Annotated in this window: 14 protein-coding genes; 10 read left to right on the forward strand and 4 right to left on the reverse strand. The window is 67.4% G+C overall.

Annotation, left to right across the window (positions count from 1 at the left end):
* From NX068_RS17375 to mnhG, 7 genes are all read left to right on the forward strand, one after another.
* A partial coding sequence (locus tag NX068_RS17375; protein WP_263462524.1) for a hypothetical protein occupies window positions 1–280 on the forward strand: 280 nt, incomplete at its 5' end.
* Between the two features lie 155 nt (window positions 281–435).
* Complete coding sequence (locus NX068_RS17380) at window positions 436–3,345, forward strand: monovalent cation/H+ antiporter subunit A (protein ID WP_263462599.1); 2,910 nt, start codon at window positions 436–438, stop codon at window positions 3,343–3,345.
* Window positions 3,345–3,686, forward strand: a complete 342-nt coding sequence (locus NX068_RS17385; RefSeq protein ID WP_263462525.1) for a Na+/H+ antiporter subunit C — start codon at window positions 3,345–3,347, stop codon at window positions 3,684–3,686. The genes NX068_RS17380 and NX068_RS17385 overlap by 1 nt, the downstream gene beginning before the upstream one ends.
* Window positions 3,683–5,311, forward strand: a complete 1,629-nt coding sequence (locus NX068_RS17390) for a monovalent cation/H+ antiporter subunit D (protein WP_263462526.1) — start codon at window positions 3,683–3,685, stop codon at window positions 5,309–5,311. The genes NX068_RS17385 and NX068_RS17390 overlap by 4 nt, the downstream gene beginning before the upstream one ends.
* On the forward strand, window positions 5,311–5,835 hold the full coding sequence (locus tag NX068_RS17395; protein ID WP_263462527.1) for a Na+/H+ antiporter subunit E: 525 nt from the start codon (window positions 5,311–5,313) through the stop codon (window positions 5,833–5,835). Before NX068_RS17390 ends, NX068_RS17395 begins: the two co-directional genes overlap by 1 nt.
* A complete protein-coding gene (locus tag NX068_RS17400; protein ID WP_263462528.1) occupies window positions 5,832–6,116 on the forward strand; it encodes a K+/H+ antiporter subunit F in 285 nt (94 codons plus the stop codon). Before NX068_RS17395 ends, NX068_RS17400 begins: the two co-directional genes overlap by 4 nt.
* Window positions 6,113–6,484: a monovalent cation/H(+) antiporter subunit G gene (gene mnhG, locus NX068_RS17405; protein ID WP_263462529.1), complete on the forward strand. Its 372-nt coding sequence runs from the start codon at window positions 6,113–6,115 to the stop codon at window positions 6,482–6,484. Before NX068_RS17400 ends, mnhG begins: the two co-directional genes overlap by 4 nt.
* Before the next feature lie 14 nt (window positions 6,485–6,498).
* Here the strand turns inward: mnhG and NX068_RS17410 are convergent, their stop codons facing one another.
* Both NX068_RS17410 and NX068_RS17415 read right to left on the reverse strand, forming a co-directional pair.
* Entirely contained in the window at window positions 6,499–7,371 is an 873-nt protein-coding gene (locus NX068_RS17410) for a hypothetical protein (RefSeq protein WP_263462530.1), read from the reverse strand.
* Window positions 7,372–7,980: 609 nt separating this feature from the next.
* Entirely contained in the window at window positions 7,981–8,535 is a 555-nt protein-coding gene (locus NX068_RS17415; protein ID WP_263462531.1) for a DUF2242 domain-containing protein, read from the reverse strand.
* Window positions 8,536–8,572: 37 nt separating this feature from the next.
* Between NX068_RS17415 and NX068_RS17420 the strand changes: the two genes are divergently transcribed.
* From NX068_RS17420 to NX068_RS17430, 3 genes are read left to right on the forward strand one after another with little or no spacing between them, the layout of a single operon-like run.
* Window positions 8,573–8,737: a PIN domain-containing protein gene (locus NX068_RS17420; protein ID WP_263462532.1), complete on the forward strand. Its 165-nt coding sequence runs from the start codon at window positions 8,573–8,575 to the stop codon at window positions 8,735–8,737.
* 46 nt (window positions 8,738–8,783) lie between these two features.
* Window positions 8,784–10,043 carry an Hsp70 family protein gene (locus NX068_RS17425; protein WP_263462533.1) on the forward strand — a complete coding sequence of 420 codons (1,260 nt, stop codon included), beginning with the start codon at window positions 8,784–8,786 and terminating at the stop codon, window positions 10,041–10,043.
* Between the two features lie 54 nt (window positions 10,044–10,097).
* Complete coding sequence (locus tag NX068_RS17430) at window positions 10,098–10,994, forward strand: ketopantoate reductase family protein (RefSeq protein ID WP_263462534.1); 897 nt, start codon at window positions 10,098–10,100, stop codon at window positions 10,992–10,994.
* 138 nt (window positions 10,995–11,132) lie between these two features.
* Here NX068_RS17430 and gabD read toward each other — a convergent pair whose 3' ends face one another.
* Window positions 11,133–12,590 carry an NADP-dependent succinate-semialdehyde dehydrogenase gene (gabD, locus tag NX068_RS17435; protein WP_263462535.1) on the reverse strand — a complete coding sequence of 486 codons (1,458 nt, stop codon included), beginning with the start codon at window positions 12,588–12,590 and terminating at the stop codon, window positions 11,133–11,135.
* A 52-nt stretch (window positions 12,591–12,642) separates the two neighbouring features.
* Complete coding sequence (aroG, locus tag NX068_RS17440) at window positions 12,643–13,728, reverse strand: 3-deoxy-7-phosphoheptulonate synthase AroG (RefSeq protein ID WP_263462536.1); 1,086 nt, start codon at window positions 13,726–13,728, stop codon at window positions 12,643–12,645.
* Window positions 13,729–13,754 lie beyond the last annotated feature (26 nt).

Genomic DNA, 13,754 nt, shown 5'->3' on the forward strand with positions numbered 1-13,754 from the left:
AGTTGTCGTACTTCGCCTTGTGCTGCACCGGGGCCCCGGATTGGCCGGGCATTGCGTAGATCATCTCGATGTCTCCTCGTTCTGGTGTTCATGGGCGTCGACCGCCACCACGCAGCTCCAGCAGGCACCGTGCCAGTACGACAAGCTCATTTCCCTTCAAGCAGTTACGGCAAAAACCGTTCGCATACCGGGGACGACATCATCGACGGAGCATGTCAGTACGGAACAACTGCTCCATAAATATGAACATATGGAGCAATCCGGCGTGCATGCCCCATGACCCATTAGGGAAGCTCCTTATCGACATTTCGGCCTCGCCGCAAAGCAAGCTAACAGCTGCAAAAAGAACGAAATTTCGTCGATCGGACACATCTTGGCGCGGTATTTGCTGTGGTATCTTTCGTGGTCGTCCCCCTCCCCGACAGCCACGGCCCGATGCTGCTTGCCTCCCTTGTCTTCGTCCCTTTCATCGCCAGCCTGATCGCGGCATCGATGCCACAGGACGCCCGCAACCGAGAGTCCTGGCTGGCAGCCGGAGTAGCGGTCTACGGGCTCATCGTCGCGATCCTGCTCTATCCGGAGATGTCGGAAGGCACGGTGCTGCGCGAAGGCTTCGACTGGCTGCCCGCGCAAGGGCTGTACTTCCTGCTGCGCATGGACGGCCTGGCCTGGGTGTTCACCTTGCTGGTACTCGTCATCGGCCTGCTGGTGGTGCTGTACGCGCGCTACTACATGTCGCCGAATGACCCGGTGCCCCGCTTCTTCTCCTTCCTGCTCGCCTTCATGGGCTCGATGCTGGGCGTGGTGCTGTCGGGCAACCTGGTCCAGCTCGTGGTGTTCTGGGAACTGACGAGCCTGACCTCCTTCCTGCTGATCGGCTACTGGCACCACCGCGCCGACGCCCGGCGCGGCGCGCGGATGGCCTTCACCGTCACTGCCACCGGTGGCCTGTGCCTGCTCGCCGGGGTGCTCGTGCTGGGCCACATCGTCGGCAGCTACGATCTCGACATCGTGCTGGCGGCCGGCGAACTCATCCGCAGCGACGACCTGTACCTGACCGCCTTGCTGCTCATCGCGCTGGGCGCGCTGACCAAAAGCGCACAGTTCCCCTTCCACTTCTGGCTGCCGCACGCCATGGCGGCCCCCACGCCGGTGTCGTCCTACCTGCATTCGGCCACCATGGTGAAGGCCGGCGTGTTCCTGCTGGTGCGCCTGTGGCCGGCCCTGTCGGGCACGCCGGAATGGACCTGGATCATCGGCGGCGCGGGCGTGGGCACCCTGCTGATCGGTGCCTTCATCGCCATCTTCCAGCACGACCTCAAGGGCCTGCTGGCCTATTCGACGATCAGCCACCTCGGCCTGATCACCGTGCTGATCGGCATCGGCACGCCGCTGGCGATGGTCGCGGCGATCTTCCACATCCTGAACCATGCCACCTTCAAGGCCTCGCTGTTCATGGCCGCCGGCATCATCGACCACGAGACCGGCACGCGCGACCTGCGCCTGCTGGGCGGCTTGCGCCACAAGCTGCCGATCACCGCCACGCTGGCGATCGTCGCCAGCGCGGCGATGGCCGGCGTGCCCCTGCTGAACGGCTTCCTGTCCAAGGAAATGTTCTTCGCCGAAACGCTGCAGGTCGGCGGCGACCGCAACTGGTGGATGTCGGTCGCCGCGGTGGCGATGGGCATGTTCAGCGTTGCTTATTCGCTGCGCTTCATCTCCATCTTCTTCGGCAAGCCGGCCGGCGAACTGCCGCGCGACCCGCACGAACCGCCGCGCTGGATGCGCTTTCCGGTCGAACTGCTGGCGTTCACCTGCCTGGTGGTAGGCGTCGCGCCAGCCATCAGCATCGGTCCGGTCCTCGACCTGGCGGTGGCCGCCAGCCTGCGCGAACACACGCCCGACTACAACCTGGCGACCTGGCACGGCTGGAATCTGCCCCTGTTGATGAGCATCGTCGCCTTGTTCGGCGGCATCGCCCTGTACTCGGTGCTGCGCTGGCGCTTCAACCTGCGCGAGCGCACGCGCGCACCGCTGCTCAGCCATTTCAACGGCGCCCAGGCCTACGAAACCTCCATGCAGTCGCTGACCCGCGCGGCTGAATGGCTGGTCCGCCACCTGGGCACTTCGAAACTGCAGAAGCAATTGCTGCTGTTGATGCTGATGCTGCTGACCGTCCCGCTGCTGCTCGTCGGGCAGCCGCCCGACTGGACGGTGCTGCCGCTGGAAGGCTTCGACCCGCTGTTCGCCGGCATCTGGCTGATCGGCGGTGCCTGCGCGATCGCCGCCGCCTGGATGGCGAAATACCACCGCCTGACCGCCCTGGTGCTGGTCGGCGGCACCGGCATCATCACCGCCGCCACCTTCCTGTGGCTGTCGGCACCCGATCTCGCACTGACCCAGTTGATGGTCGAGACCGTCACCACCGTGCTGCTGCTGCTCGGCCTGCGCTGGCTGCCGCCCCGCATCGAATCTGCGGAGATACAGGCGGCCGCCTCCCGCCGCGACTGGACACGGCGTGCGCTGCACATGATGCTTGCCGTGGCCGGCGGCCTGGCGATGGCGGTGCTGACTTACGCCGTGCTGGTGCACCCCGCCTCGGACACCATCGCCGACTTCTTCGTGCTCAACGCACTCTCCGGTGGAGGCGGCAGCAACGTGGTGAACGTACTGCTGGTCGATTTCCGCGCCTTCGATACGATGGGCGAGATCACCGTGCTGGCGATCGTCGCGCTCACCGTCTACGCCCTGCTGCGCCGCTTCCGTCCGGCGCCCGACAGCGCCGAAGTGCCTCAACAGCAGTTGCACGCCTTCGACCCGGCCAGCCGGCAGACGCCGTCCGAGCAGGCCGACAGCGGCTACCTGTTCGTACCGGGCATCTACCTGCGCACGCTGCTGCCCTTCATGGGCGTGATCGCGGCCTACTTCTTCATGCGCGGGCACAACCTGCCCGGTGGCGGTTTCGTCGCCGGCCTGATCTTCGCCGTCGCCATCCTCGTCCAGTACATGCTCGCCGGCGCGACCTGGGTCGAGGCCCACATCACCCTCAGGCCCCACCGCTGGCTGGGTCTCGGCCTGCTGCTGGCCGGCCTCACCGGCCTGGGTTCCTGGGCCTTCGGCCATCCCTTCCTGACCTCGCACACCGCGCACCTCCATCTTCCCGTGCTCGGCGAACTGCACGTGCCCAGCGCCTTCGTCTTCGACCTCGGCGTGTTCGCGGTGGTGGTCGGCACGACGATGCTGATGCTGGTCGCACTGGCGCACCAGTCGCTGCGCGCACACAAGAAGGCGGGCGAGCAGGCCGCGGATGCGGCCGTTCCCGCCGCCAACGGAGGAGCGCTGTAATGGAAATCGTCATCGCGCTCGCCGTCGGCGTCATGTTCGGCTCGGGCATCTGGCTGATCCTGCGGCCCCGCACCTTCCAGCTCATCACCGGTCTGCTGTTGATGTCCTACGCCGTCAATATCTTCATCTTCGCCATGGGCCGGCTATCGGTCGACCGTCCGCCGATCACCCTCAGCCCCGACATCGACCCCTCCCAGTTCGCCGACCCGCTGCCGCAGGCCCTGGTGCTGACCGCCATCGTGATCGGTTTCGCGACCACCGCGCTCTATCTCGTCATCATGATCGGCGCACGCGGCCTGACCGGCAGCGACCATGTGGACGGCAAGGAGCCGCGCGAATGAACGCCCTGCCCTTCCTGCAGCACTTCATCGTCCTGCCGATCCTGCTGCCGCTGCTGGCCGGCGCGCTGCTGATCCCGGTCAAGCAGAGCCGCTACACGCTCAAATTCGCCCTCAGCGTCACCAACACGGTGCTGCTGTGGCTGCTGGCCGCAGCGCTGCTGGTGATGGCCGACGGCGGCTACTGGCCCGACGGCATCGGCGTCTATCTCGCCGCCAACTGGCCCGCGCCATTCGGCATCGCCCTGCTCGTCGACCGGCTCACCGCGCTGATGCTGCTGCTCACCGCCACCATCGCGCTGGCGGTGCTGGTGTTCTCGGCCAAGCGCTGGGACCGGGTGGGCATCCAGTTCCACACCCTGTTCCAGTTCCTGCTGATGGGCCTGAACGGCGCCTTCCTGACCAACGACCTGTTCAACCTGTTCGTCTTCTTCGAGGTCATGCTGGCGGCGTCCTACGGCCTGGTGCTGCACGGCTACAACCTGCAGCGCATCCGGGCCGGCATGCAGTACATCGCCATCAACCTGGTCGCGTCCTTCCTGTTCCTGATCGGCGTGGCGCTGATCTACGCCGCCAGCGGCACGCTCAATCTCACCGACCTCGGCATGCGCGTCGCCCTGCTCGGCACCGAAGACACCTGGCTGCTGGCGATCGGCGTCACCACCCTCGGCCTGGCCTTCCTGACCAAGGGTGCGATGTGGCCGCTGGGTTTCTGGCTGCCCGGCACCTACGCCTCGGCCTCGGCGCCCGTCGCAGCGATGCTGGTGCTGATGACCAAGGTCGGCGTCTATGCCGTGCTGCGGGTATGGATGACGGTGTTCGGCGATGGTGCCGGAGCACTGGCCGGCTTCGGCTTCACCGCGCTGACGATCGGCGGCATGGCGACGCTGTTCTTCGGCGCGGTCGGCATGCTGGCCAGCCAGGACGGCGGGCGCATGGCCGGCTATGGCGCGATCATCTCGTCCGGCACCCTGCTCGCCGTGATCGGCCTGGCCGGCGGCCCGGTGCTGGCCTCCGGCCTGTACTACCTGCTCGGCTCGACGCTGGCGATGGCGGCCTTCATGCTGCTGGTCGAACTCACCGACCGCATCCGCCCGCCCGGCGCGGCGCTGATCGCGATCACGATGGAAGCCTTCGCCATCGAGGACAAGCCCGAAGACCCGGTCGGCCAGGGCATCCCCGGCACGCTGGCCTTTCTGGGCCTGAGCTTCGCCGCCTGCGCGCTGGTCATCAGCGGCATGCCGCCGCTGTCGGGCTTCGTCGCCAAGTTCAGCCTGTTCCACGCGCTGCTCGACATCCTGCCCACCGACGGCCGCATTCCGGGGCTGACCTGGGGCTTCATCGCCCTGGTCATCGTCGGCGGCCTGGCCGCCATCATCGCCCTGATGCGGCTGGGCGTGCGCATCTTCTGGGCCTCGGGCGACATCGCACCGCCGCGGCTGCAATTCACCGAGGCGGCGCCGATCACCGCACTGGTCACCTTCTGCGTGCTGCTCACGGTGCAGGCCGGACCGGTCTTCGACTACCTGGACCGTACCGTCGCCGGGCTGACGCAAACCTCCACCTACGGCGAACGCGTACTGCAGGAGCCCGCGGTGACGCGCATGCCCCGGCAGGAGGCGGAATGATGAAACGCTGGCTCCCCTCCCCGCTGCTGTCGCTGTGCCTGCTGCTGATGTGGCTGCTGCTCAACCAGACCATCGAGCCCGCCCACCTGCTGCTCGGTGCCGTGCTCGGCATCGTCGCACCGGTGCTCGCCCGCCCGCTGCAACCCCAGGGCTATCCGCGCATCTCGCGGCCGTTCGTGCTGTTCCGCCTGCTGTGGCTGTCGCTGATCGAGATCGTGCGCTCGTGCTTCAACGTCAGCCGGATCATCCTGTTCCGCCGCACCGAGGGGGTCAATTCCCAGTTCATCCACATCCCTCTCGACCTGCGCGACCCCTACGGCCTCGCCCTGCTGTCCTGCCTGATCAACTCGACCCCCGGCACGGTATGGGTGGAGATCGTGCCCGAAACCCACGAACTGCTGCTCCACGTGTTCGATCTGCACGACGAACAATGGTGGATCGACACCATCAAATCGCACTACGAACAACCGATCATCGAGGTGTTCGAACAACCCAGACATTCGGAACGGGAGAAAACGACGTGACAACCGCGAGCCTGCTGTCGGCAGCCATCGTCTTCGCACTCGTCTGCGTGGTGCTGGCAATGATCCTGTGCACCCTGCGCCTGCTCATCGGCCCGTCCGCGCAGGACCGCGTGCTGGCCCTGGACACGCTGTGGATGTGCGCGATGCTGCTGGCCTTGATGCTGGGCATCCGCCACGGCAGCCAGATCTACTTCGAGGCGGCACTGATGATCGCGCTGCTCGGCTTCGTATCGACGGTCGCACTGGCAAAGTTCCTGATGCGCGGCGAGGTGATCGAATGAGCATCGCCGAAACCCTGCCGGTCTGGGCTGCACTGCCGGTGGCCTTCCTGCTCGTGCTGGGCGGGCTGATCTCGCTGATCGGTGCCCTGGGCCTGCTGCGGCTGGGCAATTTCTACCAGCGTATCCACGGCCCGGCCATCACCGTCACGCTGGGCGCGGGCTGCATCCTGATCGCATCGATGATCTACTTCACCGCGACGCAGTCCAGGCTGGTGATCCACGAACTGCTGATCAGCGTGTTCGTGCTGATGACCGCGCCGGTGGTGGCGATGATGATCATGCGCGCCGCCGTCTATCGCGACCTGCGCAAGGAACACCTCGCGGACGAGGAGAAGACGGGCACCGACGGCGCAGCCACCGACGCCTGAGCGGCCCGCCGCCCTCAACACACGGCGGGCCCGGCCCACCAGCCGCTCATCAGGCTGTCGGGCTTCACCGGCGCGCAGACGCGGGCGCTGCTTTCCCAGGACTCCACCTGCACATCCAGCCCGGCATACACGCCATAGCCGTCGCCGGCACGAATCCCTTCGCCGGCCTGCAGACTCTCGCCGGCCCGGATAGCCGCTTCGGCACGGATCAGGCCGCCCGCCTTGATGCCCCAGCCGGCTTCCAGATGCATGCCGGCCTCGACCGAAGCGCCTGCGACGATCCCCTGATCCACGCGCAGATTCGCCACCACGTTGATGCCGCCGCCGGCCTGCAGGCTCTTGCGGCAACGCAGTTCGCCTTCGCAGCGCAGATCGGAACCGATGCCGGCATTGCCCTCCACCCGCATGCGTCCTTTGCAGCATACATCCCAGCCCACGCGGAGCTCTCCCGCACAGCGCAGATCGCCCAGCGCATCCACGCCCCAGCCCACGCGCATGTCGCCGCCGACATCGGCATGGCTTTCCGCCCGCACGCCGCCTTCCACCCGCAAGTCGCCACCGACGATCAATTCGCCGCCGACGCGCACGCCCCCCTCGACCCGCAGATCGCCGCCGACGTAAAGCCTGCCTTCGACATCGACGTTGCCCCGCACTTCCAGCGTGCCGGCGAACACGATCGCATCGGCCTCGACCGCATCGACGACACGCAGCTCGCCGGTCGGGCCGAACTGTTCGAGCAGCCAGCAGGCATCCCCCACCCGCCCGGCCACCACCATCTGGTCGAGCAGTTCCTGGTAGTTGCCGCCTTCGCCGAACTGGCGCACGAACCAGCGGAATCCGTCGGTGCACGGGCGCTTGGCCCGGACGAAGCTTCTTGTGAGAACCATTTCATCACCCCATGTGCAAATGCCTCGCCACGCAGTGCGTGGCATCGTGACTGCAGCCTGGGAGTGGAAACGCCCTGCCTGGAAGCGAAAGGCGGAAGAAATCCGGGCCATCCGGCGTTCCGCACTGGCTGCACGTTGATCAGGGCGCGCATGAAGCGCCCCGGGCAAGGTGCCGTGCGGGGTGGCCTGGGATCAGTCCCGGTGCCGACCCCGCACGGCCGGGGAAAGTACGGCGGGAGACCCCGTGATCTTGAAAGCCTGCGCCAGCACGAGGCCGCGCTGGAATGATGGAATGGTCCGCCTGCGGCCCACGCGACGGCCCGCAGCATGCGGTGCGGGCGAAAATTCGTCGGGGCGGAGGGAAATCATGGCAGGCGGGCGCTGGAGAAAAGCCGGAATCGGATTATAGGCTACTATCGGCCCGGACTTTCCCAACGGGCAACGTGGTGCCACTGGCGCGGATATTCCTGCGCGACCGGCAGCGACTGATTCCGCAGGGCGGCTTCCGTGTCGGCCTGGCGGATGCCCTGGAGATCAACGGCGGCGGTCCGGCCCGGTTGAAGGTGCGGCTGTCGCATCTGGTGCCGCCTGCACCCGCTCGCGCATCGCTCACTGCGCAGCGCCGTCACCACCCAGTTCGAGAGCATCGACCCGCGTGCCGTCGAGCGTCTGGATCAGCGAGAACAGGCGGCGGTAGAACGTCGGGCTGGTGACGGTTTCCTCGCCGATCTTGACCAGCGATTCCTTGGCCGCCGTCCAGGGCAGCGAGATGGAGCCGAGGCCGGTCACGCTGAGGCCGGTGCTGGTCGAACTCGATTTCAGCGCATAGCGCGTCTGCAGCGCATTGGCATAGATCACGGCGCCGACGTTGCTCGGCAGGCACACCAGCGTGATGTTGAGCGTGACGCCTTCGTCCGGCGTGGGCTGGAACAGCTTCTCGCCCCTGATCCGCACCATGTCCGTGCCCTCGATCCGGTAGCCCTGGCTCAGCAGGGCGCGCTTGCCGAGCTCGCATGCCTCGGCGGGCTCGCGCGTGCTCCAGGTGGCGAACGGAGATTCGTGCTGGAAGGTTTCCATGTCATACACCGGCGGCGGCGAGGAGCAGGCCGCGAACAGCAGAACGGAAACACCGGCAAGGGAAAGGCGAAGGGCGGCTGGGGGCATGGACGACTGCAGGGCTCTTCGAGCAGGACAGATACGAATGGTAAAACATCGCTTATCCCCGGTACATGCGCAAGCCTTCGACGAAACAGCCCCATACATTTCCGGCCGGATCACCGCCGAGCTGAAAAAGAAGGGCCGGCAGACGGGCATTTCGGCCCATGCGGGCGCAAACACGGTGGAACATCCCCTTTCCGTGGGCTAACATGCGCAGCCGTTTCCGCCGCACCGGCCCTGCGCCGCCCGCCTCCATGCATGCTCCCGCCCGCGCCTGCGGCATCGACTTCGGCACCTCCAACTCCACCGCCGGCTGGCTGCGGCCCGCGGCGGCTCCGCTGCTGGCGCTCGAGGACGGCAGGCCGACGCTGCCGTCGGCGGTGTTCTTCAATGCCGACGAAGACACGACCCATTTCGGTCGCGACGCGCTGGCGCAATACCTCGAAGGCTACGAGGGCCGTCTGATGCGCGCGCTGAAGAGCCTGCTCGGCTCCAGCCTGATCGACGGCCAGACCGAGGTCCAGGGCCGCGCGCTGCGCTTTCGCGACCTGCTGGCCGCTTTCATCGGCGAACTCAAGCAGCGCGCCGAAGCACAGGCCGGCCGCGGCTTCGACCATGCGGTGTTCGGCCGTCCGGTGCATTTCGTCGATGACGACGAGGCCGCAGACCGCAAGGCGCAGGACACGCTGGAAGCGATCGCGCGCCAGGTCGGCTTTGCCGAAGTCAGCTTCCAGTTCGAGCCGATCGGCGCCGCGCTGCACTACGAGCGCTCGCTGTCGGGTGAGGAACTGGTGCTGGTCGCCGACATCGGCGGCGGCACGGCGGACTTCTCGCTGGTCCGGCTGTCGCCCGAACGCGCCCGCCACGACGAACGCGGCGCGGATCTGCTGGGCAATGCCGGCATCCACATCGGCGGTACCGATTTCGACCGCGCCCTGAGCCTGGACTGCGTGATGCCCCTGCTCGGCCACCGCGGCCTGATGAAGAACGGCGCCCACGTCCCGGCCAGCCTGTATTTCCAGCTGTCGACCTGGCACACCATCAACACGGCCTACAGCCGCCAGGCCTGGAACGATTTCCAGAACATCTACCGCGATGCCGCCGAGCGCACCGGACTCGACCGCCTGGCGCGCTTGCTGAGCCGGCGCGAAGGCCACTGGCTGGCACTGCAGGTGGAACAGGCCAAGATCGACCTATCGACCGCGGCCGCGGCGGCCCTGGATCTCGGCCGGCTCGAAGACGGGCTGCAGCACACGATCACGGCAGCGGACTTTGCTGCCGCAACGGCGGCGCTGGTGGAACGTGTCGGCGGCTGCGTGGCGCAGTTGCTCGGCGATGCGGGCGTCCGCCGCGAACGGGTGGATACCGTGTATTTCACCGGTGGCGCCAGCGGCGTACCGCAGTTGCGCGCCCGCATCGCCGCCGAACTGCCGTCGGCGCGCGCCGTGGAAGGCGATCTCTACGGCAGCATCGGCGCCGGCCTGGCGGTGGAAGCTGCGCGCCGCTACGGCTGAGCCCGTCACCCGGCCTCTTGCCGCAAGTCATGCCGATGGCGGACACTCGCTGTCATGGACACTACGCCCCCTTCCCCTCACCCTCGCTATCCACTCGCCATCATCGGCGCCGGCGCGCTCGGCCTCACGTTTGCGGCGCGCCTTGCCGATACCGTTCCGGTCGCGGTGATCGCGCGCGACCGCCAGCGTGCCGAAGCCTTGCGCCAGGGAGTCCCCGTCGGCGCCCAGTTGCGGCAGCTGGACGTATTCGGGCCGGACGAAGCGCCCGAGGCGGACTGGGTGATCGTGCTGGTCAAGACGGGCGACACCACCACGGCTGCGGCCACGGCACTGGCGATGCGGCCCCGGGGCGTGCTGTCGCTGCAGAACGGGCTGGTGGAAGACCTGCTGCCCGCCGCCGGCCCGGCGCTGCTGGTCGGCCAGGGCGTGAGCACCGAAGGAGCCTACCGCGATGCGCACGGCGTGCACCCGGCCGGTGCCGGCGAGACGCTGTTGCCGCCCGGCTTCGAAGCGGTTGCCGAATTGCTGGTGGCCGCAGGCTTCGTCGCCCGCGTAGCACCGGACATTGCCGCCGCACGGCTGGCCAAGCTGCTGGTCAATGTCGCCATCAATCCGCTCGCAGCGCTGTTCCGCGTGCCCAACGGCGCGCTGCTGCAGCCGCCGCACCGCCTGCTGCTCGACACCCTGGTGCACGAGGCCTGGCCGGTGCTGCATGCGCAGGGGCTGGCGCTGGACGAGGCTGCCGCCCATGCCCGCGTCCATGCGGTGGCGACGGCGACGGCCGGCAACCGCGCCAGCATGCTGCAGGACGTGCTGGCCGGGCGGCGCACCGAGATCGACGCCATCACCGGCGTATTGCTGAAGCTGGCGGATGAAGCCGGCCTCGCGCTGCCGGTCCATCGCGCCATCTACACGCTGATCAGGACCTTGGAAGGCACCGCCGCTCCGTAGCCGCGAACGACGGGTTGAGCCTGCGGCGCCACCTGCGTGCGCGGCCCCGCCTGCGCGGCCCACACCCTCCATCCATGGCGCTGTCGTGGATGGGTCGCGCAGCGAAGCCCGCTCAGCGGGACGATGCCGTGAATCAGTTCAGCGGATGCCGCCCATGCACAGGTACTTGATCTCGACGAAGTCCTCGATGCCGTAGCGCGAGCCTTCGCGGCCGATGCCCGACTCCTTGATGCCGCCGAAGGGCGCGACCTCGGTCGAGATGATGCCTTCGTTGATGCCGACGATGCCGTATTCCAGCGCCTCGGCGACCCGCCATACGCGGCCGATGTCGCGGGCGTAGAAGTACGCCGCGAGGCCGAACTCGGTGTCGTTGGCCATGTGGATCGCTTCTTCCTCGGTGTGGAAACGGAACAGCGGCGCCACCGGGCCGAAGATTTCCTCGCGCGCCACCCGCATCGCCGGCGTCACGTCGGCGACGATGGTGGGTTCGAAGAAGGTGCCGCCGAGCGCATGCCGCCTGCCGCCGCAGACCAGCCGCGCGCCCCTGTCGAGCGCATCGGCGAGCAAGGTCTCGACCTTGGCGACCGCGTCCTCGTTGATCAGCGGGCCTTGCTGGACGTCGCCCGACAATGCCGGGCCGACCTTCAGCTTCGCCACCGCTTCGGCCAGCTTGGCGGCGAAGGCGTCGTAGACGCCGTCCTGCACGATCAGGCGGTTGGCGCAGACACAGGTCTGGCCGGCATTGCGGTACTTCGAGGCCATCGCGCCCACCACCGCGGCATCCAGGTCGGCGTCGTCGAAGACGATGAAGGGCGCGTTGCCGCCGAGTTCAAGCGACACTTTCTTGACCGTGTCGGCGGACTGGCGCATCAACAGCTTGCCGACTGCGGTCGAACCGGTAAACGAGATCTTGCGCACCAGCGGGTTGGCAGTGAGCTCGCCGCCGACCTCGGCCGCCCTCGCAGTGGGGACGATGTTGAGCACGCCCTTGGGCAGGCCGGCACGCTCGCCCAACTCGGCCAGCGCCAGCGCGCACAGCGGCGTGTCCTCCGCCGGCTTGATCACCATCGTGCAGCCGGCTGCCAGTGCCGGGCCGGCCTTGCGCGTGATCATCGCGATCGGGAAGTTCCACGGCGTGATCGCCGCCACCACGCCGATCGGCTCCTTGACCACGACGATGCGCTTGTCCGCGCCGTGCGCCGGAATCACATCGCCGTAGATGCGCTTGCCTTCCTCGGCGAACCATTCGAGGAAGGACGCGCCATAGGCCACTTCGCCGCGCGCTTCGGGCAGCGGCTTGCCCTGCTCCGAACTCATCAGCAGCGCCAGGTCTTCCTGGTGCGCGAGCATCAGTTCGCACCACTTGCGCAGCACGGCGGCGCGTTCCTTGGCAGTGCGCGCCCGCCATGCCGGCAGGGCGGCGGCGGCGGCCTCGATCGCCTGCCGGGTTTCGGTACGTCCCATGTCCGGCACGCTTGCCACCACGCGGCCGTCGGCCGGATTGTTCACGTCGAAGCGGGTGCCGTCGGCTGCGTCGCGCCAGGCGCCGTCGATATAAGCTTGGGTGCGCAGCAGCGCGGAATCGGTCAGTTGCATGGCACGGCCTCCGTTGATTGATGTGTCCCGTCGCTGATGCGGACTCAGCGCCTTATTCGTACCGGGTTGCGCGCTCGACACGGCGCTGGCGCACGCCTTCGGCAAGCGTGTCGAGCACCTTCACGCTGTCCTCCCAGCCGATGCAGGCGTCGGTGATGCTCTTGCCGTATTCCAGCTCCTTGCCCGGCACCAGGTCCTGGCGCCCCTCGGTGAGGTGGGATTCGACCATCACGCCGATGATGCGGTCCTCGCCGGTGGCAAGCTGGCGGGCGATGTCGTCGGCGACCTCGATCTGCAGACGATGCTGCTTGCGGCTGTTGGCATGCGAGAAGTCGATCATGACCTTGCCCTGGACGCCGCTGGCGGCAAGCTCCTTGCATGCGGCATCGACGCTGGCGGCATCGTAGTTCGGCGCCTTGCCGCCGCGCAGGATGACGTGACAGTCCTCGTTGCCGCGGGTGGTGACGATGGCCGAATGGCCGGCCTTGGTCACCGACAGGAAATGGTGGGGCGACTGCGCGGCCTTGATCGCATCGACCGCGATGCGCACGTTGCCGTCGGTGCCGTTCTTGAAGCCGACCGGACACGACAGGCCGGAAGCGAGTTCGCGATGCACCTGGCTTTCGGTGGTGCGCGCGCCGATCGCACCCCAGGAGATGAGGTCGGCAATGTACTGCGGCGTGATCATGTCGAGGAACTCGGTGCCGGCCGGCAGGCCGAGTTCGTTGATTTCCCACAGCAGCTTGCGCGCCAGGCGCACGCCGTCGTTGATGCGGTAGCTGTTGTCGAGGCCGGGGTCGTTGATCAGGCCCTTCCAGCCCACGGTGGTGCGCGGCTTCTCGAAATAGACTCGCATGACGATCAGCAGATCGTCCTTCAGGCGGTCGGCCTCGGCCTTGAGCCGGCTGGCGTATTCCATCGCCGCCGCGGGATCGTGGATCGAACACGGGCCGATCACCACCAGCAGACGGTCGTCGGCACCGAACAGGATGCGATGGATGGACTGGCGCGCCTCGTAAGCGACGGTCGCAGCCTTGGGCGTGGCCGGAAACTCGCGCAGCACGTGCGCCGGCGGCGCAAGCTCCTTGATTTCCTGGATGCGGACGTCGTCGATGTGGATCTTGGTGGAAGCGGGCATGGCAAAAACTCGGCATCTCTGGCTGG

Source organism: Thauera carbonicopians, from assembly GCF_025699485.1.
Lineage (GTDB): Bacteria > Pseudomonadota > Gammaproteobacteria > Burkholderiales > Rhodocyclaceae > Thauera.

What these genes read in the sequence shown, in the direction of transcription:
- aroG (WP_263462536.1), bottom strand. Translation starts at nt 13,728, where the DNA reads ATGCCCGCTTCCACCAAGATCCACATCGACGACGTCCGCATCCAGGAA.
- NX068_RS17385 (WP_263462525.1), top strand. Translation starts at nt 3,345, where the DNA reads ATGGAAATCGTCATCGCGCTCGCCGTCGGCGTCATGTTCGGCTCGGGC.
- NX068_RS17390 (WP_263462526.1), top strand. Translation starts at nt 3,683, where the DNA reads ATGAACGCCCTGCCCTTCCTGCAGCACTTCATCGTCCTGCCGATCCTG.
- mnhG (WP_263462529.1), top strand. Translation starts at nt 6,113, where the DNA reads ATGAGCATCGCCGAAACCCTGCCGGTCTGGGCTGCACTGCCGGTGGCC.
- NX068_RS17415 (WP_263462531.1), bottom strand. Translation starts at nt 8,535, where the DNA reads ATGCCCCCAGCCGCCCTTCGCCTTTCCCTTGCCGGTGTTTCCGTTCTG.
- gabD (WP_263462535.1), bottom strand. Translation starts at nt 12,590, where the DNA reads ATGCAACTGACCGATTCCGCGCTGCTGCGCACCCAAGCTTATATCGAC.
- NX068_RS17420 (WP_263462532.1), top strand. Translation starts at nt 8,573, where the DNA reads ATGGTAAAACATCGCTTATCCCCGGTACATGCGCAAGCCTTCGACGAA.
- NX068_RS17430 (WP_263462534.1), top strand. Translation starts at nt 10,098, where the DNA reads ATGGACACTACGCCCCCTTCCCCTCACCCTCGCTATCCACTCGCCATC.
- NX068_RS17380 (WP_263462599.1), top strand. Translation starts at nt 436, where the DNA reads ATGCTGCTTGCCTCCCTTGTCTTCGTCCCTTTCATCGCCAGCCTGATC.
- NX068_RS17425 (WP_263462533.1), top strand. Translation starts at nt 8,784, where the DNA reads ATGCATGCTCCCGCCCGCGCCTGCGGCATCGACTTCGGCACCTCCAAC.
- NX068_RS17410 (WP_263462530.1), bottom strand. Translation starts at nt 7,371, where the DNA reads ATGGTTCTCACAAGAAGCTTCGTCCGGGCCAAGCGCCCGTGCACCGAC.
- NX068_RS17395 (WP_263462527.1), top strand. Translation starts at nt 5,311, where the DNA reads ATGAAACGCTGGCTCCCCTCCCCGCTGCTGTCGCTGTGCCTGCTGCTG.